12 protein-coding genes and 1 pseudogene are annotated in these 21000 nt (G+C 64.5%); 9 read left to right on the top strand and 4 right to left on the bottom strand.

Translation table 11 applies throughout. The annotated features are described in order from the left end of the window. The 4 genes from WKW80_RS35340 to WKW80_RS35325 form a co-directional block, all read left to right on the top strand. Nucleotides 1-1615: DUF7507 domain-containing protein (locus WKW80_RS35340; RefSeq protein ID WP_340368232.1), on the top strand; the 1615-nt coding region annotated here is incomplete at its 5' end. A gap of 188 nt (nt 1616-1803) precedes the next feature. Further along, a complete protein-coding gene (locus WKW80_RS35335) occupies nt 1804-3579 on the top strand; it encodes a type I secretion system permease/ATPase (RefSeq protein ID WP_340368231.1) in 1776 nt (591 codons plus the stop codon). Beyond that, nucleotides 3572-4906: an HlyD family type I secretion periplasmic adaptor subunit gene (locus WKW80_RS35330; protein ID WP_340368230.1), complete on the top strand. Its 1335-nt coding sequence runs from the start codon at nt 3572-3574 to the stop codon at nt 4904-4906. The genes WKW80_RS35335 and WKW80_RS35330 overlap by 8 nt, the downstream gene beginning before the upstream one ends. Beyond that, nucleotides 4903-6252 (top strand): TolC family outer membrane protein, encoded by a 1350-nt coding sequence (locus tag WKW80_RS35325; protein WP_340368229.1) that lies wholly within the window; start codon nt 4903-4905, stop codon nt 6250-6252. The genes WKW80_RS35330 and WKW80_RS35325 overlap by 4 nt, the downstream gene beginning before the upstream one ends. 93 nt (nt 6253-6345) lie before the next feature. On the opposite strand, the gene WKW80_RS35320 is transcribed toward WKW80_RS35325, so the two are convergent. Beyond that, complete coding sequence (locus WKW80_RS35320; RefSeq protein ID WP_340368228.1) at nt 6346-7083, bottom strand: ABC transporter substrate-binding protein; 738 nt, start codon at nt 7081-7083, stop codon at nt 6346-6348. A gap of 468 nt (nt 7084-7551) precedes the next feature. On the opposite strand from WKW80_RS35320, the gene WKW80_RS35315 reads away from it, so the two are divergent. Further along, a complete protein-coding gene (locus tag WKW80_RS35315; RefSeq protein WP_340368227.1) occupies nt 7552-10914 on the top strand; it encodes an AAA family ATPase in 3363 nt (1120 codons plus the stop codon). Nucleotides 10915-11494: 580 nt separating this feature from the next. Here WKW80_RS35315 and WKW80_RS35310 read toward each other — a convergent pair. Then, nucleotides 11495-12355: a class I SAM-dependent methyltransferase gene (locus WKW80_RS35310; protein WP_340368226.1), complete on the bottom strand. Its 861-nt coding sequence runs from the start codon at nt 12353-12355 to the stop codon at nt 11495-11497. Nucleotides 12356-12516: 161 nt separating this feature from the next. Here WKW80_RS35310 and WKW80_RS35305 point away from each other — a divergent pair, with 161 nt between their 5' ends. Then, nucleotides 12517-14520: a transcriptional regulator gene (locus tag WKW80_RS35305; protein WP_340368225.1), complete on the top strand. Its 2004-nt coding sequence runs from the start codon at nt 12517-12519 to the stop codon at nt 14518-14520. Between the two features lie 123 nt (nt 14521-14643). On the opposite strand, the gene WKW80_RS35300 is transcribed toward WKW80_RS35305, so the two are convergent. After that, nucleotides 14644-14982: a type 1 periplasmic-binding domain-containing protein gene (locus WKW80_RS35300; protein ID WP_340368224.1), complete on the bottom strand. Its 339-nt coding sequence runs from the start codon at nt 14980-14982 to the stop codon at nt 14644-14646. 573 nt (nt 14983-15555) lie between these two features. Between WKW80_RS35300 and WKW80_RS35295 the strand changes: the two genes are divergently transcribed. Then, complete coding sequence (locus tag WKW80_RS35295) at nt 15556-17715, top strand: CotH kinase family protein (protein ID WP_340368223.1); 2160 nt, start codon at nt 15556-15558, stop codon at nt 17713-17715. A gap of 589 nt (nt 17716-18304) precedes the next feature. On the opposite strand, the pseudogene WKW80_RS35290 reads toward WKW80_RS35295, so the two are convergent. Beyond that, a pseudogene (locus WKW80_RS35290) lies at nt 18305-19082 on the bottom strand (HsdM family class I SAM-dependent methyltransferase); the annotation flags it as partial. 258 nt (nt 19083-19340) lie between these two features. On the opposite strand from WKW80_RS35290, the gene WKW80_RS35285 reads away from it, so the two are divergent. Together WKW80_RS35285 and WKW80_RS35280 are read left to right on the top strand one after the other, a co-directional pair. Next, a complete protein-coding gene (locus WKW80_RS35285; RefSeq protein WP_340368222.1) occupies nt 19341-19535 on the top strand; it encodes a hypothetical protein in 195 nt (64 codons plus the stop codon). Nucleotides 19536-20418: 883 nt separating this feature from the next. After that, nucleotides 20419-20724 (top strand): hypothetical protein, encoded by a 306-nt coding sequence (locus tag WKW80_RS35280; RefSeq protein ID WP_340368221.1) that lies wholly within the window; start codon nt 20419-20421, stop codon nt 20722-20724. Nucleotides 20725-21000 lie beyond the last annotated feature (276 nt).

Here is a 21000-nt window from a genome sequence, read left to right as displayed (position 1 = left end):
CTACACCGCGGCGCACACGGTGACTCAGGCCGAGATCGACAGCAACGGCGGCGGCGACGGTCAGCTGGAGAACACCGCCACGGCCGACAGCAACGAGACCGGGCCGGACACGGACGACGCGACGGTGCCGGTGGCGCAGAACCCGGCGCTGAACATCGACAAGGTCACCGTCTACGGCGCACAAAGTGGCGACGGGCTGAACAACGTCATCGCCGGTACGCCGATCAAGTGGCAATACACAGTCACCAACACCGGCAACGTGAGCCTGTCCAACGTCGGCGTAAAGGACAACGCAGGCACGGCGGGCACGACCGCGGACGACTTCAACGCGACTTACATCAGCGGCGACGCAAACAACGACGGCAAGCTGAACCTGAATGAGACCTGGATATTCGAGAAGACAGGCACGGCCGTCGCTGGCAGCTACAGCAACATCGGCACGGCCAGCGGAACGAACGGCACCACGGTCACCGACACCGATCCGAGTTCGTACTTCGGAACTTCTCCCCTGGGTCAGATAACCCCCACCGGGACGACACCCAACCAGTACATCGACGGCTCCGCGTTGGACTTCAGCGACTACTACGCGTCGCAGGGCGGCGTGATTCAGTATGGCGTCAACAACCAGGGCAAGATCGGACAAACCAACCCCGGCGTCTTCTTCTACTACACGGGGCTTTCCAACGCCATCAAGGGATTCGACGGGCCTGATAGCGGGACGGCCCCCGATGCGATGACGATCAAGATCGACCAGAGCGACTCAAGCGCCCTCTTCGGGGCGTTCACGGCCACAACCAACGATGTCAAGCTCTACAAGGTCACGGATCTTGATGGCAATGGCATCGACGCCGGCGATACCGTCACCCAGGTGCAACTGGCCAGTAGCCAGATCATTCTCGGGACCGGCGCCAACGCCGGTGATGTCACGGTCAACTTCACTCCGGATGCGGTCGGGTCCTTGTATGTGATTGGGGTGAAGTACGACACCGGCTCCGTGATCGGAACCAATGTCGGCAAAGTTCCGGGCAGTTGGCCGACGGTGAACTACACGTTCAACACCGACGTCGGCAACAACGGCACGATCGACGAAACCGCCGTCGGCGGCATCACGATCGCTCCCAAGTTCGCTGCGCTGACCCTGGATGGTGCGATTGGCGACGGCGCCAGGGCGCTGTCCGAGGGGCAACTCGACCATGTCATCGGCCTCGCCATCGCGTACTGGGCGCAGCAGGGTGCCAGCGATGAGCAGTTGGCCACCTTGCGGGCAGCTGAAGTGACGATCACCGACCTCGGCGGGTCGATGCTGGCGGCCAGCAGCGCGGACAGCGTATGGATCGACGACGACGCGGCCGGCCACGGCTGGTCGCTGGGGAATGGCGGTGTTGCGCCGGACAAGGTCGATCTGCTGTCGGCTGTGACGCACGAGTTCGGGCATCTGCTCGGCCTCGAACACGGTCCCGGGGTGATGGATCCCACCCTCGCCGTTGGCGAGCGGGATCTGCCATCCGGAGAACAGCAGGCACAGGCTGCATTCCCCGCTTTCCTCGCCGGCCTCGAGGAGTTGGCCGCGATCGGATCGCATGGGCTGGGGGTACCGGAAGGTCTTGTCCATTGAACCTGGAACGCGGCTAGCTGGGCAGGCAAGGAGGTGGCCCGTCCAGTGCCGTGGCAGAAAAGAGAGAAAGAGAACTGTCGACTGAAAGTGGGGTCCCCTCGCCGGCCGCTCGTGGCGTACGCCACGAGACGGTTCCGGTGACGGGGTGTTGGAGGAATCCGTACGAGGGAACGGAAAAAAATAACGCGATGAACGCGAAAAAAAAGACGAGTCATGCAGGCAGCGGCACGGCCTTGAAAGAGGCCCTGGACGCCTGCCGAGCCTCATTCATGTCCGCTGCATTCTTCAGCCTGTTCGTCAACCTGCTGATGCTGCTGCCGGCCATCTACATGCTCCAGATCTACGATCGGGTGATGACGAGCGGCAGCGAGTCGACGCTGCTCATGCTGACCTTGATCGTGGTGTTCCTGTTCGTCGTGCTGGGTGGACTGGAATGGTTGCGCGCGCAGATCCTGATCGTTTCCAGCATGCGCCTCGACGCCCTGCTGGGCCCGAAGGTTCACGACGCGATCTTCACGCGCACCCTGTCCAGCGGCGGGCGGCAGGCCGACGCCCAGCCGCTGACCGACCTCGACCGGGTGCGCCAGTTTCTCACTGGGCAGGGCCTGTTCGCGATCCTCGACGTGCCTTGGCTGCCGATCTATGTCGCGGTGATGTTCATGGTCCACTGGTGGTTCGGGATTGGGGCCATCCTCTCGGCGCTGGTGCTGATCTCGCTCGCGGTCTGGAACGAGGTCGCAACCCGCGATCTGCTGCAAGACGCCAACAAGCATGAGGCCAAGGCAAATCTGAAGACAGCGGCGCATCTGCGCAATATCGAGGTGATCGAATCGATGGGCATGCTGCCGCGCCTGCGCGAGCGGTGGTCCGCGGTGCATGATGCCGCCCTGCGCTCCCAGCACCAGGCCAGCCGTCGCGCTGGCCTCATTTCAGCGCTGTCCAAGACCTTCCGCCTGGTCGTGCAGTCGTTGATGCTCGGGCTGGGAGCCTACCTGGCCCTGCGTCGCGACATCAGTGCCGGCTCGATCATTGCCGGTTCGATCCTGCTGGGTCGCGCGTTGGCGCCGATCGACGCGCTGATCGGCAACTGGCGCGGAGTGGTCAGCGCACGCGCAGCCTATGGCCGCCTTTCGGAGCTTCTTGCGGCGACGCCCGATCGACCTGCGCCCATGCAACTGCCCGAGCCACGCGGCGAGTACCGGCTCGACAAGCTCGTCATCCAGCCGCCAGGCGCACGCACGCCGTTGATCGACGGGCTGAGTCTCGTCATCGACGCCGGCACCCAGGTGGCCGTCCTGGGCGCCAGCGGCGCAGGCAAGTCGACCCTGCTGCGTGCGCTGCTCGGGTTGCACAAGCCGAAGACCGGTGAATTGCGCCTCGATGGCGCAGAGCTCGACCAATACGAGCGCGAAGCGATGGGACGCAACATCGGATACCTGCCCCAGGACGTGGAGTTGCTCGAAGGCACCGTGGCCGAGAACATCGCCCGTTTCGGGGAGGTGGATTCGGATGCCGTAGTGGCAGCCGCGGAGCTTGCCGGTGTGCACGCGATGATTCTCGGCTTCGCCGAAGGCTACGAGACCCGCCTCGACAGTGGCTTCGTGCTGTCGGCCGGCCAGCGGCAACGCGTGGCGCTGGCGCGAGCCGTGTACAAGGTGCCGAAGATCGTGATCCTGGACGAGCCCAATTCGAATCTCGACGAAGCGGGCAACGCGGCGCTGCACCGCGCATTGCTGGAACTGCGTCACATGCACAGCACGGTGGTGATCGTGACGCATCGGACCCAGGTGCTGAGCCAGGTCGACAGGATCCTGCTTCTGGTGGAAGGGAAGCTGGCGCTGTACGGCGCGCGAGATCAGATCACTTCGAAACTCCAGCAGGCCGCAGCGCGGGTCGCACACCCGGTATCGAACAACAGGGCCTCGGAGGCCCTGGTCAGCGTTGGAGGCACGGCCCATGAGTAACGCCAAACCACCGCCCGAATCCGCTGACGTCACGGCCGAGCGGCGCTTGCGTCGCATCGGCATCGCCGTGGTCGCGGCGATCTTCGGAGGAATCGGTCTGTGGGCGGCATTCGCGCCCTTGAGCAGCGCGGCCATCGGCTCGGGGGTCGTCTCGGTGGAGATGTACCGCAAGACGGTGCAGCATCTCGAAGGCGGCATTGTTCGCGAGATCAAGGTGCGCGACGGCCAGCTTGTTTCGGCGGGCGAAGTGTTGGTGACGCTGGAAGACACCCAGCCCAAGGCCCAGGTCGAGGGATTGCGTGGGCAGTTGTTCGCGCTGCTCGCGCGCGAGGCCAGGCTGGTGGCTCAACGCGACAGCCTCGCCCAGGTGAACTTTCCCAAGGAGCTTGTCGACGCGCGCAGCGACCCGCGTGCGGCCGACGCGATGCAGGTGCAGTTGCAGACGTTCTCGGTGCGCAGGCAGTCACACGACGGTGAGGTCATGCTTTACGAAAGGCAGATCCAGCAGCTGCGCGCAAAGGCCTCGGGGCTCGTGGCGCAGAAGAAAAGTCGCGACAGGCTGGTGAATTCCTACGAGAGCGAACGGGTTGACTTCGAGGCGCTGATGAAGCAGGGGTACGCCGAACGCCAGCGGGTGCGCGAGATGGAGCGCAACGTTGCACAGACTCAGGGCCAGCAAGGCTCGCTGGTGGCGGACCTGGCGGCCACCGAATTCCAGGTGAGCGAGACGCAGGTAAAGATCCTCCAACTCGGCAAGGAATTGCAGCGCGAGGTGGCAAAGGAACTCGCCGAAGTGCAGAGCGAACTCTCGACCGTTCGGGAGAAGGTGCGCGCACTGGACGACATGGTCACCCGGACCGTAGTCCGCGCGCCTGAAGCGGGCATGGTGCTCGGCTTGACCGTCCATACGCTGGGCGCGGTGATCAAACCCGGCGAGCGCATCCTGGACATCGTGCCGCAGAACGCCAAGCTGGTCGTCGAGGCGCAACTTTCGCCGCAGGACATCGACCAGGTACGGATCGATCAGCTGGCCGAGGTGCGTTTTCCCGCGTTCAAGCAGCGCGATCTTCCCCGTATCGACGGACGCCTGATCTCCGTGTCGGGCGACCGGCTGGTCGATGACAACAACGAAGGCCGCAAGGTCCCCTACTACCTCGCGCGCGTGGAGATTTCCGCCGAGAGTCTGCTGGCACTGACGAAGGCAAAACTCGAACTGGTGCCGGGCATGCCCGCCGAAGTCCTCATCTATACGGGGGAGCGCACTTTCTTGAAGTACCTGATCGCACCGCTGACCGATACGGTGGCCCGCTCGTTCAGACAAGATTGAGCAAGGCACTCGTGATGCGCCTCGCTCGCTGCACACTTCATCTGGCCCCGTTAGTCGCGATTTTCGGGTTGACCATGACGCCCGTGGGCTCGAATGCACAGGGCCTTGCCGAGCTCTACCGCGCCGCGCTCACGGGCAATCCCTTGCTGAGGTCGCGCGAGTATGACGTGGATCGCGCGCGTGCCGAGTCGGACGGGGCGCGCAGCCGATTGTTGCCTCAGGTTCTGGCGGTGGGTTCGGTTTCACGCAACGAGTACAAGGATTCGACGACGATCGGCAACCAACCCTATAGCGGAAATCGTGTCAGCTTGAGCGTGCGACAGAGCCTTTTCGACCAGGCCTCGCGCAGCAGATGGGAATCGACACAGGCGACGGTGTTGCAACGCGATCAGGAATTGGCGCTGACCCGCCTCGCATTGTTCGACGAGGTGCTGAACCGCTACCTGGAAGTCTTGGCCGCACAGGACGAACTTGAATGGCTGGCCGCTGAATCGCAGGCAGCAACCCGCCAGGTCGATCGCCTGCGCGCGATGCGCGAAAGACAGATGGCCAAGGTGACCGATCTGGCTGAAGCCGACGCCTACGCCCAGAGCCTTGTCACCCGCACCATCGATGCCCGCAACAACCAGGCCGTGGCCCTTGCGCGGCTGACTGAACTGTGCGGCATTGCTGTGAGGCAGGTGCCTTCACTGAGCCGGACCCGATTTGATGCGGTGCCTGGAACGCAGCAGAAATGGGTTGACGATGCATTGCGCAATTACCCGCGTCTGCTGGCCCTTTCAGACGCGGTCGACGCGGCTCGACGGGCCTACGAATCCAGCCGCGCCGAACATCTACCTCAGTTGGCAGCGACGCTGTCGTACGTTCATTCCGATCAAGGATATGACAATCGTCGACAGCCGCCGTATGACGTGACATCCGTTGGACTCGAATTGCGCATGCCCCTTTACGAGGGCGGAAGGGTGGATGCGTTGACGCGCGAATCTGCGGCGCGCCAGGGAGCAGCGGAGCAACAACTGGAGGCGGCAAAGCGCGAGGTCGAACGGGAAACCATCACCCATTGGCTGAGCGCCCGAGCCAACCATGCTCGCATTGGTTCGACGGAGGCCGAAGTTCTTGCGTTTGAACAGACCGTGAAGGCGCAGGAGGTTGGGCTGGAGTTGGGAGTGAGCCGCATCACTGACTTGCTCGATGCGCGCCGTAGGCTATTCAAGTCGCGCGCCGAAGGAGCGAAGGCGCGGTACGACTACGTGCGCGACGTAGTTGCGCTGCGCATTCGCGGCGGGAATTTGACTGAGGAAGAACTTGTCGTGTGGGACCGCTGGTTCGATTCCGGGGTGCGCTGAAGCGACTCGCGTTGGTGTCGGTCGTTTCGCTGGAACCGCAACTTTCGCGCGAGGCCTCGGGTCCCGATCTCTGCGATCGATCGATGTCGCGATTCAAACCGTGAATGAAGGCGGCAATATCGTCCGCGTTCGTCTGTTGCGAATATTTCGTTTCATCGTCGGGCCAGGGGCCGTCCGAAAATAGCGCATGTTGAGACCGATGAAGCGATAGTGCGGCGCGATGGCTTGACGTTGCGCATCCCAGGCGCGGTAGTCTGTGCAGCAGCCGTGCAGCCGTGAATGAAAACCACGGGCGCGCCATTCCCTGTTCCTGGTAGACGAGCGTGACACCGCGATCCGGGTCGCGTCGGGAAGCAGCTCGCGAATCATTTCGAGCCGCTTGCCACTCAGCTGGGGCGCGAACCCGGAGACCCCGGTGACGTTGCCGCCAGGTCGGACCAGGTTCGGCACGAGTCCGGCGGCGACGACATCGGCCAACGATTCCATCACGATCGGAATCGTCGTCGTCGCGCGCTTGGCCTCCTCAGTCGCAGGCGTTCCCAGGCTCACGATAACGTCCGGCCTGAGCGCTAGGAGGCCGGCCATCAGCGCCGGAATCTGCTCGTAACGTTCGCTGTAACGAACGTCGAGCGCGAGATTCTGGCCTTCTACCCAGTTCGCATTTTTCAGCGCCTCGCGAAACACGGCGACGCTGGGCCCGAAGTTGGTCTCCGAACTCGAGGCCAGAACGGACACCCGGGCATTCTTGCCCTGAGCGCTCGCGATCCGGGGTTGTGTGAGAGCCACCAGAGCGGCGACGAGAAGACGGCGACGACCAAGGCTTGGCAGCATTAGCGCATTTTCCAATACATCACCCGGCCAGCGCTGTCGGATCAGGGTTTAGTGAAACGCCGCGGGGCAGGTGGCGCTCAAGCCGAAGACTCCGTGGCCGGACGGTACTACGCACCTGATGATGCCACCGCCGGAGTTCATGCAGCGGCAGGCCGCGTGAAGTACGTGGCCGCGCCTGCCGACCATGCTCTCTCTCTCTCTCTCTCTCTCTCTCTCTCTCGAGAGACGGCTGTGCAGGGCGAGTGGATGGTTTGAGTAGCCCAATTCGGAACCGCGAATGTCGCGGGCCTCGGCACGAGACGCGCTCACTCCACGGTAGATAAAATTGATGCTCGGCGCCGGAGACCTGATTTCTTGTCGCATCACCGCACCGTCTGTGCGATCCTTGCGCCGTGCCGAAGGGCGGAGTAGGCAGCGGCGATCTCATCGATTCGCTGTCATCGAACGGATGTTCAGGGGCTTGGCGCGATGAACGACGTGGAGCGGTGGCTGCAAGGACTGGGCCTCGGAGGCTACGCGCAAGCGTTCGCCGAGCAGGGCATCGAGTTCGACCTGCTCGGCGAACTGGGCGACGATGATCTGAAGGCGCTTGGCGTGGCCGCGCTCGGCCATCGCAAGCGGCTGCTGCGCTCCATTGCCGCGCAAAATAGCGGCGCCTCGCCGTCCCCGCAGGCAGCGTCCGTGGAACCGATGGCCGCGGAGTCGGCGCCGCCTCGCGATGCCGAGCGCCGGCACTTGACCGTGATGTTCTGCGACATGGTCGGCTCGACGGCGATGTCGGGTCGGCTCGATCCCGAGGACCTGCAACAACTCATTCGCGGCTATCACGAGGCCGTGGCCGCGGCGGTTGCACCCTACGAAGGCCACATCGCGCAATTCCTCGGCGACGGCGCGCTGGTGTACTTCGGCTATCCGCAGGCGCACGAGGATGATGCGACGCGCGCCGTGCGCTCGGCATTGAGCATCGTCAAGGCGCTCGATGCACGGCGGGCTCGGGGCGACATCGAACTGCAGACCCGCATCGGCGTCGCCACCGGATTGGTCGTCATCGGCGAGATCGGCGCCGGCACAGCGGCGGCAGAACGTTCGGCCAGCGGCGAGACGCCGAATCTCGCGGCGCGGCTGCAGGCGCAGGCCCAGCCAGGCGAGATCGTGCTTGCCGACGACACGCGCAAGCTCGTCGGGGATTCGTTCGTGCTCGAATCGCTGGGCAGGCTCGCTCTCAAGGGCTTCGCAGAGCCGGTCGAGGCGTGGCGCGTGATCGGCGAGCGCAGGGTCGCTACGCGCTTCGAGGCGCAACACATGCAGGGCCTTGTCGAGTTCATCGGCCGCGACAGCGAGCTCGCGCTGCTGCTCGAGCGCTGGGCACTCGCGCGCGATGGCGAAGGCCAGGCCGTGCTGTTGTCGGGAGAGGCCGGCATCGGCAAGTCGCGCATCTGCCAGGTCTTGCGCGAGCGGCTTGCCGGTGAATCGGCGGCCACGGTGTTGCTGCAGTGCTCGCCTTACTTCAGCAGCAGCGCGCTGTACCCGGTGGTGCAGCATCTGGAGCGCACTGCGGGCATGGCGCCGGCAGATTCGCCCCAGGACCGCGCGCACAAGCTCGAACACCTGGCAGGCGCGTTGCCGGCATCCTCCGTCGGTTGCTTGCTGCGACTGATGGGCTTGCCCGATGGCGGCCGGAGCTTGGCTGGCGGTGCCTCGCCGCAGGAGGAAAAGGCGCACACGCTCGAGGCGCTGATTGCCCTGCTGCAGCGCTTGTCCGAACAGCAGCCGGTGCTTTTCCTGGTCGAAGACGCGCACTGGATCGATCCGAGCACCGAAGAGCTGATCGGGCAGGTTGCCGAGCGCGTTCGCGACGCGCGGGTGCTGTTGGTGGTGACTTGCAGACCCGAGTACGTCCCCTCATGGAGCGGCGCCAGCCAATTGACCCATCACAGCCTGAGTCGGCTATCGCAAAAGCAATGCATGGTGCTGGTGAGCGCGGTCGCCGCGGGCAAGGCACTTCCGGCCGAGGTGCTCGCCGAAATCATCCGCAAGACGGACGGCATACCGCTGTTCATAGAGGAACTGACGAAGACCGTGGTGCAGTCGGGGCTGCTGGAAGACACGCCGTCGGGCTACCGCCTGAGCGGTCCGCTGCCGACGCTTGCGATTCCGGCCACCTTGCAGGACTCGTTGATGGCGCGGCTGGACCGGCTCGCCCCGGCCAAGGAAGTCGCGCAGATCGGCGCGGTGATCGGCCGCGAGTTCGGGCACCGGCTGATCGCCGAGGTGCTCTGCGCCATGGCGCCGTCCAAGCTCGACGCCGCGCTGGCCGACCTGGTGCGCTCCGAGCTTGTGTTCCGCCGCGGCACGCCGCCCGATGCGACGTACAGCTTCAAGCACGCGCTGGTGCGCGACACAGCCTACAACAGCATGCTCAAGAGCCAGCGCGTGCTGCGGCATCGACAAATTGCGGCGGCCCTCGAGCACGGCAACCGCGACGCCGCCGCCGCGCAGCCCGAGTTGCTGGCCTACCATCATCAGGAGGGTGGCAATGCGGCAAAGGCACTGCGCTATTGGCAGGCAGCGGGCGATCACGCGATGGCCCGCTCGGCCGTGCGCGAGGCGGTGACGCACTACCAGGCGGCGGTCGCGCTGCTGCGCAGCGTGCAGGCCCTTGAGCCCTGCGCCAACGTCGAGCTTGGCTTGCGGATGCGACTCGGCAATGCAGTGGTCCAGACCGAAGGGTTCATCTCGCCTTGCGCAAACGAGAGCTACGCCAGAGCCCGTGATCTCGCCACATCGCTGGACCGGCCCGATGAGCTCCTTCAGGCTTGCGGCGGGAGCGCCGCGGGGCTGAGCGCCGCGGGGCGATTCGGCGAGGCCATCGCGCTGCTCGAGCGTTTCGGGCCAGCTGAATTGGCGCGGGTCAAGCCGATGGGCCGCGTCAATCGACTGATGCGTATGGGTTATCCCAGGCTGTTGCGCGGAGAGTTGGCAAAGGCGAGGAGCCACCTGACCGAGGCCAGGCGCGAACTCGAGAACGTGAGGCCCGAAGAGTGGCAACCGCTGGGCGGGGCCGATCCGCTGGTTGCGATTCTGATGAACCTCACCACGAGCCTGATGTTCCAAGGCCTCTTGCCATCAGCCGAAGCTTGCGCCCGCGAGGGACTCGGCATTGCGGAGCAACGACAACACTCGAACAGTCGAGTCTGGGCGCTGAACGTCATGGGCTCGATGTCCGCCAGGAAGGGCGACTGGACCGATGCGCTCGCGCGCTCCACGCAGGCGCTCGAGCTGGCAGAACGCTACGGCCTGAAGACATACGGCGCCGTGGCGAAGTCCGGCCTCGGTCATGCCCTGGTCGCGACGGGACAGCTCGACGATGGCATCCGGCTGCTTCGCGACGGGTATTCGGGATGGGTGATGTTCGGCGGCAGGTTTTGGAGCAGCTTCTACGCTGCGAATGCCGCTGAAGTTTTGCTCAACGCCGGACGTAGGGACGAGGCCACCGAGTTCGTGCTGGCCGGCGAGAAGACGCAGCAGGAGACCGAGGAGAAGTTCCAGGCCGCCTCGCTCCTCTCGTTGCGCTGCCGCTTGGCGGAACTCGACGGTGATCGCGCGGGAGCCGAGACTGCGTACCGTCGGGCGATCGAGATCGCTGAGCACCAGGGGGCGCTGCTGCTTTCGCTGCGCGCGGCGACCTCACTGGCGCGGCTCTATCAAGCGCAAGGCCGGGTGGACGAGGCAGATGCCGCGCTGCGACCGATCTACGAGAGGTTCACCGAAGGCTTCGACTACCCGGATCTGCTGCGCGCACGGGCGGTGCTCGAAAGCCGCGAGGGGTGAGCATCGCGCTGAGTGAGCCCTGAATCCAGCTGCATCGCGGGCCACTGTTGCGACAGCCAAACCGATTCGGAATCGCGCTCTGATTGCTGTCATCGCGGACGCATGAACGTCCGGTCTTTGCCGACGCGAAGGTCTGATCCTGCCCCGATTCCACGTACAGCAAGAAGTTGGAAACTTGAGCTGTATGGAGAATCGAAATGCGAGATAGCAAACTGCCGAAGCGGCACTACACGGACGAATTCAAGGTCGAGGCGGTCAGACTGGCGGAATCGATTGGCAGCCACGAGGCGGCACGCCGGCCGGGCCGTCGAAGAGCATGGGATCAAGCAGTGCATAGCGTTCGCGCAGCCCTATAAAGACATCCAGCAAATGTCCTGCGTGCGCCTCGAGTCGCTCGTTCTGTGTTGGCATCTATCCGGTCCAGAAACCCGAAATTGGGCGGCGGATTCTCTCCTGCGTCGGGTGACGCTCAGTGCCGCGTCGCGCCCGCCGCTGCTGCTGCCGATGACGCGACCGCGTTCGTCATCGCATCCGCGCCGTGTTGATGCTGCCGAGCACGCCCGCGAGCGCGTGCACCGCCTCACGCGCGCGTGATCACGACCTCGAGGTACTCGCTCGGGATCACCAGCGTCTGACTGCCCTTGCGGGAGAACTGCTTCATCAGCGCCACGAGGTCTTCCGCCAACGCATCCTGCCGCGGCGCATCCAGCGCACCGAAAGCCTTGAGGATCGGCCCGTAGTAGCTGCGGAACACTTCCAGCATGTGCTCGGGAGAGCGGTAGCGGAAAGTGAACTCGCGCGATTGCGTTTCCACCTGCGCTGCGGCCGTTCCGAACCAGTCGACGACGTGGCTGCGGCTTCCCCACAACGCGGGCGAGGTCACGCCGACCGGTGGCGGCACATGCTTGCCGATGGTCTTGAACACCTGCCCGATGAAGCCGGTCGGCGTCCAGTTGGCCATACCGATTCGGCCGCCGCCGCGGCACACGCGCAGCAGCTCCGACGCCACGCGCGGCGGGTTTGGCGCGAACATGCAGCCGAATGTCGAAAGCACGACATCGAAGCTCGCGTCGTCGAAAGGCAGCGCCTCGGCGTCGGCCTCCCGGAAGTCGATGCCGTGCAGCCGCTCGGCTGCGGCGCGCTCTCGTCCGCGCTCCAGCAGGGCCGGGACGTAGTCGGTCGAGGTCACCTCGCACCACCGGCGCGCAGCGGCCAGCGTGGCGTTGCCGTTGCCGGCGGCCACGTCGAGTACGCGCGCGCCGGCCTGCAGGTCGACGGCCTCGCACAGGGTCTCGCCGACGATTTGCAAGGTGGTGCCGACCACGGCATAGTCGCCCGAAGCCCAGGTGGCCTTCTGGCGGGTCTTGATCGCGGCGAAGTCGGGTGCGGCGGCGGGCTCCGGGGTGGCGACGGCGGCGGCGGCGGCGGACGATGTGCTCATGGCGTGGCTCCAGGGTTCAGGGTTGAAGGGTGCTGCCCGGTCGGGCCAGCGTGACGGCCGTTGCGCTGGCGTGGTCCGGCCGTCGCGGTCGACTTTGAAACGTGGGCGTGGAAGCCGGCGTGGTAACCGGCGTGGAAATTCAGGTGGAGCGATCAACGCAGATGCAAACGGACCGCATGCCAGTGCTGACGCTGCAACTGCTCGGCCCCCTGGCGGTGCATCGCGCCGGCGCGCCGCTCGCCCTTCCCGCCTCGCGCAAGGTGCGCGCGCTGCTGGCCTACCTGGCGCTGGCGAGGCGCGACACGTCGCGCAGCCACCTGTGCGAACTGCTGTGGGATGTGCCCGGCGATCCGCGCGGAGAGCTGAGGTGGTGCCTGAGCAAGCTGCGCGCCGTGCTGGACGAGCCCGGCCGGACGCGCGTGGCGACCAACGGCGACGGCGTGTCACTCGACCTGGCAGACTGCGGCGTCGATGCACTGCAGGTGGCCGAAGCCCTGCAGCACGGTGTCGCGGCGCTCCCGCCCGACCGGCTGCAGGCGCTGTCGGCCCTGTTCGGCACGCGCGATTTCCTGGAGGGTCTCGACCTCCCGCATTCGCCGGTTTTCACCGGCTGGCTGGTCGCCCAGCGCCGGCACTTCCGCGCGGCCCATGCGGCGGTGCTGGAGCACTGGGTTCGGGCGCTGCCGCTAGCCAGCGACACCGCGACGGCGGCACTGGAACGATGGCTCGCGATCGCGCCGTTCGACCGCCATGCCCACGAGCACCTGCTGGAGGCGCTCGCTTGGCGCGGGCGTCTGCGCGAGGGCGAGGAGCACCTGGCCGAAACGGCGCGCCAGTACGAAGCCGAGGGGCTGGACTGGATACCGATCGGGCGAGCCTGGCAGGCTGCGAAGGCGCGCTACGCCGGATCCCCGGCGCCTTCCGTCGCCGCTGCGCCCGACCCGGATGCGGCGCCACAGGAAGCCCCGGCAGTGGCCCGCCGCGCATCGCTCGCGATCACGCCGTTCGTGGACCAGGCGCCGGGCGCCACGCTGCGCGGCGGCCTTGGCGATGGCATGACGCACGACATCATCACGCGGCTCTGCAAGCTGCGCAGCATGTTCGTGATCGCCGAGGGCACGATGTTCGCGCTGGCCGATCGGCGCGTGCACTCCGAAGACGCCGGGCGCCGGCTGGATGCGGACTACGTCGCCAGCGGCTGGCTGCGGCGCGGGCCCGGCTCGCGCCTGGGCGTGAGCGTGCAGCTCACGGCCACGCGCAGCGCGCAAGTCGTCTGGGCACAGGAGTTCGAAAGCAGGCTCGACGACACCTTCGCGGTGCTCGACGAGATCGGCAACCGCATCGTCACCACCATTGCCAGCCAGATCGAGATGGCGGAGCGCAACCGAGCCATCCTCAAGAACCCCAACTCGCTCGATGCCTGGGAGGCGCACCATCGCGGCCTCTGGCACATGGTGCGATTCAATCGCGAGGACAACGAACAGGCGCGGCACTTCTTCCAGGCCGCGGTGCGACTGGACCCGACCTTCGCGCGGCCGCACGCCGGCCTGTCCTTCACGCATTTCCAGGACGCCTTCCTGGACTGGCGCGAGCGTGGCCCGGCCATCGAGCAGGCCTACCGCGCCGCGGCCGAAGGCGTCATGGCCGACGAGCTCGATCCCGCTTCGCACTGGGCGCTCGGGCGCGCGATGTGGCTGAAAGACCGGCAAGGCGAAGCGCTCGGCGAGTTGCAGACCGCGATCGAGCTGAGCCCGAATTTCGCGCTGGGCCACTACACGCTGGCGTTCGTCCACGCGCAGTCCGGCGATCCGCACGCCGCCATCGGCGAGTCGGACCACGCGCGTGCGCTGAGTCCGTTGGATCCATTGCTCTTCGGTATGCTGGCCTCGCGCGCGCTGGCACTGGTGCGCCTGGGCCGCCACGAGGAGGCGGCCGACTGGGCCGTCAAGGCCGCGGCGCGCCCGAACGCGCATGTGCACATCCGTGCGATCGCGATGTTCTGCCTGGCACTGGCGGGCCGCATGCCAGAGGCCAAAGCGCTCGCGGCGGCGATCCACCGCGCGCATGCGACCTACGGTATTGAGGACTTCCTGCGGGCGTTCAAGTTCGGCGCCCAAGCAGAGCTGTTGCTGCGCAAGGCGGCACTCCTTGTCGCATCGCACTGAAAGGAGACCATCCATTTTTGGGGGGTGTGCAGTGCAGCAAATTTAAGCACTGTCGCCGGCAAACACCGACACCGGTCTACGCAGTCACAGCTTGATGGCCAGGGCGGGGGAATTACGTGTTGATCAGTGGGGGAGTTTGGGTGTCGTTCGGGGATGGGTAGTCGTACTTTCGATGGAGTTCGATTTCGTCGGTAGCTGGATCGGCAGGTCGCCGGCTTTTGCACCCTTGAGGATCTTGTCGACGTAGCTCGCAGCGCGTTGGAAAAGGTCGATGAAGCTTGGCCCATAAGACAAGAGACCGCCTGACTCAGCGAACACCTTCGCGTCGTAGCTGCTCGGGAGCAGGTTCCTCAACGCGAAATCGGCAACGAGTTGCCGGTGCATGAAGTTGACTGGAGTACCGAAGCTGTGGAAGGCCTCTGCTCGACTGGCAGTCACGGTCGCGTCAACCTCGCAGGACATCCAGAGTCATTCCAGATCGAGCCTTCGCGTTTCTGTTTGCGGTGACAGCGACGATCTGTTCTTCGATCATGCGCGCGATCAGCTCTATGTCTTCTGCGGGACTGGGCAGGTCGACGTGTTGCGCAGGGAAGGGGCGGACGGTTCGAGCGGACGGAGCGCGTCCCGACCGCGCCTGGCGCCCGTACGGGCTTGTTCGTTCCGAGCCTGTCGATGCTCTTTGTGGCAGCACCTGCGCGAGGTGAATCGATGGCGGAGATCCGCGCCTACCGGATTCCGTAGCGCAACGCTTAGGTGTAAAGATCATCGAGGCGTTGAAAAAAGCGGCGTCGGGTAGAAATAAGCGACTATGGAAGCTTCGAGAGTTCACTTGCCCGCGCTTCGCGGCGGCCTTCTGGCGCTGCTCGCGGCCACGCCGACTTCGGACCTGCATTGATTTTCGTGCAATGCCGCAACTCGGCATCGCTACGGCCAATGCGATGCCATCGGACAGGGGCTGTGCCATGAAAGAGTGTTTGGCTGACATATCCGGAAGACGTTGTAAGAGATAAGGTCGATTTCCAAGGGGTGAATTCGATGTCACACCGCGAAGAACGTTTATGCGCGCTGCTGGTTTGCTCATTCCTTGCATCTTGCGGCGGTGGGAGCGGCGGCTCGCCAGGTGTTGCTGCCGGAGGTGCCATCGTGGCCATGACCCAGGGGGAACAGCCCGCAACTCCCTCCACTTCAACAGGGCCCACGGATATCCAGGGCACGTCCAGCGCCGTCGGGCCGTCTACTTCCCCGCCAGTGTCACAAATGTCCGATGTGCCCGCAATTGCGCCCGCAATGACTGCTGTGCCGCCTGCGGGAGCTACCCCGACACCGACCCCGACACCGACCCCGACACCGACACCGACACCGACCCCGACACCGACAACGACACCGACAACGACAACGACAACGACAACGACAACGACACCCGCGCCAGCGCCAGCGCCAGCGCCAGCGCCAGCGCCGCGAACGCTCTCGGGCAAAGTGGACGACCTCGCGGTGGCAACGTCACAGGGCGCGGCCATCGTCGTGTGCCTGGATCAGGACGGCGACCTCGCCTGTGGTTCGACCGAACCAACTGCGACGGCCAATGCGACAGGCGCCTTTTCACTGACCTTCGACAGCGCTATCCAGACGGACACTTTGAATTTCGTAGCGCTGATCCCCGCCGGCGGCGGGTCCGGTGCCAGCCCGGTCCAAGCTGCGTATGTGTTGGCTGCGCGTGTTCAGGACGGAACAGCCGTCAGTGCGCTCACGACACTGGAAACCGCGCATGCAAGCACGCCGAGCAACTGGATGGGATTGGCGCCCACGGTGCAGGTTCGCGACCCCGGCAATGCTGGTGCGAAGCAGATCAACCTGGTCATCCAGCAGGCATTCGCTCAAGCTGTCACGAGGCTGATGACGCGAACGTCGGATGCGCTCGCCATCAAACCCGCGACGCTGCGCGCAGCGCAGGCTGTGGAGCAGGTGCTCACGGGCTACATCGACCCGCAGATCGGCATGGTGCTGCACACCGTCTCGCCGCGCACCATCCTGGTGGAAACGATTTCGAGTGCCGATCCTGTCAAATGCGACGCCGGCGCGGTCACGGCTATCACCATCAACACGACCAACGCGGCCCCCATCCTCGACAAGGAGACCTACGTTCCTGCAACCGTGCAGATTGCGGGCGGCGCGGTGATGACCACGGGCATTCGGGGCCGTGGAAATTCCACTTGGCTAATGCCCAAAAAGCCGTACCGCCTCAAGCTGGACACCAAGGCTTCGCTGCTGGGCATTCCTGCCGACAAGGACTGGGTTCTGCTGGCGAACTTCGCCGACAAGACCCTGATGCGCAACAGCGTTGCCACGTGCCTGAGCCAGATGCTGGGGTTCGAGTACACGCCGCCGGAACGGTACGTCGAACTGACTCTCAACGGCAGCTATCTCGGCGTGTACCAACTCACGGACCAGATTGAAGTCGAGGACGCCCGCGTCAATATCGGCAAGGCCACCGCGGCGATCGACGACCCGGGGATGGCATTCCTGCTGGAAATAGACGCGAATCTCGACGAGGACTTCTGGTTCAAGAGCCTGCTCACCGTGCCCTACACCGTCAAGTCGGATGTCGTCGCAGAGCAGATGCCGAACATCAAGAACTTCATCGCGAACTTCGAGGTGGCGATGATGTCGCCGAGCTTCAAGGACCCTGAACTCGGCTATGGCAAGTACCTGGAGACCGATACGTTGGTCGACTACTACCTGCTCAACCAGTTCATACGCAATCACGACGCCTTCTGGAGCAGCACGTTCACCTGGCGCCCCCGCGATGGCAAGCTTCACTTCGGGCCGGTCTGGGACCACGACCTTACCGCGGGTAATATCAACTTCGACGGCAGCGAAGCCACCGCGGGCTGGGAGGTGAAGAACATGAGCCCTTACATCGTGCGTCTGATGCAGGACGAGCAGTTTGCACGTCATGTGGCCGTTCGGTGGAAGTACCTGTCATCACGCTTGCCGGAGATCCAGACCTTCATCGACAGCACAGCGCAAACGCTCGAGGGACCGCAGCAGCGCAACTTCACAACTTGGCCGATCCTCACCAGCTACGTGTGGCCGAACGCTGTCGTGATGGGCTCCTACGCGGGCGAAATCTTCTACTTAAAGAACTGGCTGAGCGCCCGCGGCGAGTGGATGAATTCGCAACTGATTCCGCAGTAGCGGACTGGTAGGTCATAGGATCCTCGCGCACGGCCAGCAGGCCGTGCATATGCAGGTCTATGGCATCGTACCGTCGACACCGACCGCTACATCTGCACAGGACGTAACGGGCGGGGCGACCGGCTTCGTTCAGACCTACGTCATCCGTTCTTCAAGCGTGCAAAACCCGGCCGCGTCCACGTTGCAGCCTGGTCCGAACTGCGAGGTAGCGGGCCGCGCCCGAAGCTCTATCGATGGGGCAAAGGCCGCGACGCGCTGCCGCCCGCCGTCATGACTCCCGCCGAGTGCGCCAGGAGGACCTGTGCACGGCGGAAGGCCGTCGCACGCGCGACGATGCGATCGACTTGACGGGCCGGCCGCCCTCAATGCACCGACAACAGCGCTGCAAGTTCATCGCTGTTGTAGATGGGGCGGTACTCCGTCTCGCTGACGCGCTCCATAGCCGCCAGGGCAAGAGCGTCGGTACCGAGCAACAATCAGCTATCGATCATGTCGAAGACAAAAACGCACGACAGCGACTGTGTCATTTTCGCGTGTGACCTCGTAAAACGCGTCGACTGCGGCTTGGCCGAGGGCTTTCAGTTGCGCAGCGGTTATCGCTTTCACCGCTGCCCGCGCCGCCAGTGAACAGGGGCGAGTTGAGCACGATGCCGAATCGACTGCCGCCCTCAGCCGCCGGGCGCATCTTGGACAGCAGGTGCAAAAGGAACAACATGGAGCCGTCTGACACCCGCGGCAGGCCCGGACCTAAGCCTGCGTTGAATCCCTGCTGCTCGTGCTCCTTGCGCACTTCCTTCTCGACCTTCTTCCACTCCACGCCGAACGGCGGGTTCGACAGCATGTAGTCGAAGCGTTTGTGCGCGTGGCCGTCGTCGCTCAGGGTATTGCCGAAGGTGATGTTCGGCACGTCTGCCCTTGATCAGCATGTCGGCCTTGCAGATCGCGTAGGACTCCGGGTTGAGATCCTGGCCCGAAACGGTAAGCCGTGCCTGTGGGTTGTGTTCGGCCAGGTACTCGCCGGCCAGCGTAAGCATGCCCCCCCAGTGCCGGCCGTCGGGTCGTAGATGGTGCGCACGACGCCGGGCTTGCTCAGGATCTCATCGTCCTCGATGAAGATCAAGTTCACCATGAGGCGGATGACCTCGCGCGGTGTGAGTGCTCGCCGGCCGCCTCGTTGCTGAGTTCGCGAACTTCCGGATCAACTCCTCGAACTCGTGCCCCATTTGCGCATTGCTAGCGCGGTCAGGGTGCAGATCGATGCTGGCGAACTTCTCAGCCACCTGGTACAACAGCTTGGCCTTGGACAGCCGGTCGATTTGGGCCTGGAATTCGAACCGCTTGAACACGTCGCGCACAGAGGACGAGAAGCCGACTGAACTGCTGGCGGTGCACGTCGATCGCCGGGACCAGCAAGTCCGTGTGGCTGGGCCGGGGGGCGCGCCGATCATGGCCGCTCCCGCACGCGCTGCCCCAGGCGCTGCTGAGCCTCAAGGAGGGGCAGGCCGCTTGGCGCGGACCGATCGGTCAACGGCCATTGTGAACAATCACACGTTCGATGTACATGCGATTACGTCAAAAGACACACTCCCGCGCCGACTCGGTATGCCTGCAGTCAAATGGTCTACATGAATAGCGATCATGACGACCATGGCAATTTCAACTCACGCCGCCGCGACGAAAGCGCCTTTGCCGCACTGAACCGGGCCGACCTCACCCACGAGCCGACGAGCCACGCAACCCCGGGTTGGAGCCGTGTGGCCACCCTAGTCGCTCTGATAGTTGCGCTGATGAGCTGCCTGATGCTGATGGTGGCGCGTTAGATCACATGCGGCGGCATCTTGGGGCGTGATAGCGTCTTGTAAAGCGGCTTTTGACCGCACGCCGCCTACCGTGAGGGAGAGCGGGCCAAAGCGGGGCACACATTCTGGCGAGTCACGGGAGGATCAAAGGCACGTTCATCTGGAGGCTGCCATGCAAATGATTACCGAAGCCCGTTTGATCGACGATCTCGGCGAAACCGCTCCTGTTCGCCTCGCAGTGATCGCGCGAATTCACCACAAGCCCTCTTGGGCTATCGTTGGCCGAGGGTAAGGAACTGCTGGCCAGCGCTCAGAAGTACTTCGTTGCAGAGCAATCTCTTTCCATCGCCTGCGTCCATTCTTATTGCTCGCGGTGCGGCGTCAGATTGGGCATCAAGGGATGGCATCAACGCCAGATCCGCACGGTCTTCGGGTTGGTTGATGTTCGAAGTCCACGCCTGCGTTGCTGCGCGTGCGCAAGGAACCGACCTGGCGCAACTGTCAGCCCGATGGTGGAGGTGCTGCCGACAAGGGTCACGCCCGAACCCGAATACGTGCAAGTCAAGTGGGCCGCGCACTTGCCCTATGCGAAGGCGGTAGCGTTGTTGGGCGAGGTCTTGCCCATTGCCGATGTCATCTCGATAAATGGTCTGAAGCGGCGAGCTCGCGCTGTCGAGGCAGCGTTGGAGTCCGAGCAGGTCCTGCCAGCCAGCGACAGGGCCGGGGACCAGCTTGCGGCGCAAGTGGGCGCTGGTCCGACGTCGGTTGCGTAGATTCGGCATGGCTCAAGCACTGCGATCCGCCACGCCGCCAAGCTCGCCACGTCAATGTCGTGGCGGGCCGCGTGTGCATTGAAGACGATCGATTCCGGGTCTACGCTTACGTGCACAACCAAGTCCCATCGGTGTCAGCGCGTCTGCACCGGTTCCTGTCCTCGAGCGGCATTGGCGCACACGAACGCGTCACCATCCTCTGCGATGCGGCCGGGGAATTCGAGAAAGTCGTCCAGCGCACGGGGCGGCCGTTGTGCCGCATCGTGGACTGGTTCCATATCGCCATGAAGTTTCGTGCCGTCGAGCAGACAGCACTGAAGTACCCGGGTCTTGGCACCGAATGGCGAGACCATCATGAAGGAAATCAAGTCGGCCAAGTGGCTGGTCTGGCATGGCAAGGCTGCGAAAGCAGTGAGGCGCCTGCGACGGCTTCATGACGCATTCGGCCTGGTGCCCGAGGAACGATACTCGACGCTTCAGCGGAACCTCGCAAGATCTGGTGGTACCTCAGGTCCATGATAGCTACCTCGTGAACTACGGACGGCGCTATAGCAAAGGGCTGCCGATCAGCAGTGCAACCGCAGAGTCTGCGGTGAATCAGGCCCCGATGGCCACGTCAAACTGCTCCACCTGTGGCCACCCAAACTGCTCCAGGCAGGACGGGCGGATTATGCAGTGACGGGGGTTAATGCGATGCGTGCAGCGGCCTCCTT

Source organism: Variovorax humicola, assembly GCF_037889915.1.
GTDB classification, from domain to species: Bacteria; Pseudomonadota; Gammaproteobacteria; order Burkholderiales; family Burkholderiaceae_C; genus Variovorax; species Variovorax humicola.
The sequence above is the reverse complement of the archived record's forward strand: the minus strand, read 5'-3'. Positions and strand labels throughout refer to the sequence as shown.

Coding starts and splice junctions, on each gene's coding strand:
- WKW80_RS35335 (WP_340368231.1), top strand. CDS start 1,804: ATGAACGCGAAAAAAAAGACGAGTCATGCAGGCAGCGGCACGGCCTTG.
- WKW80_RS35330 (WP_340368230.1), top strand. CDS start 3,572: ATGAGTAACGCCAAACCACCGCCCGAATCCGCTGACGTCACGGCCGAG.
- WKW80_RS35320 (WP_340368228.1), bottom strand. CDS start 7,083: ATGCTGCCAAGCCTTGGTCGTCGCCGTCTTCTCGTCGCCGCTCTGGTG.
- WKW80_RS35315 (WP_340368227.1), top strand. CDS start 7,552: ATGAACGACGTGGAGCGGTGGCTGCAAGGACTGGGCCTCGGAGGCTAC.
- WKW80_RS35310 (WP_340368226.1), bottom strand. CDS start 12,355: ATGAGCACATCGTCCGCCGCCGCCGCCGCCGTCGCCACCCCGGAGCCC.
- WKW80_RS35305 (WP_340368225.1), top strand. CDS start 12,517: ATGCAAACGGACCGCATGCCAGTGCTGACGCTGCAACTGCTCGGCCCC.
- WKW80_RS35300 (WP_340368224.1), bottom strand. CDS start 14,982: ATGTCCTGCGAGGTTGACGCGACCGTGACTGCCAGTCGAGCAGAGGCC.
- WKW80_RS35295 (WP_340368223.1), top strand. CDS start 15,556: ATGTCACACCGCGAAGAACGTTTATGCGCGCTGCTGGTTTGCTCATTC.
- WKW80_RS35285 (WP_340368222.1), top strand. CDS start 19,341: ATGAATAGCGATCATGACGACCATGGCAATTTCAACTCACGCCGCCGC.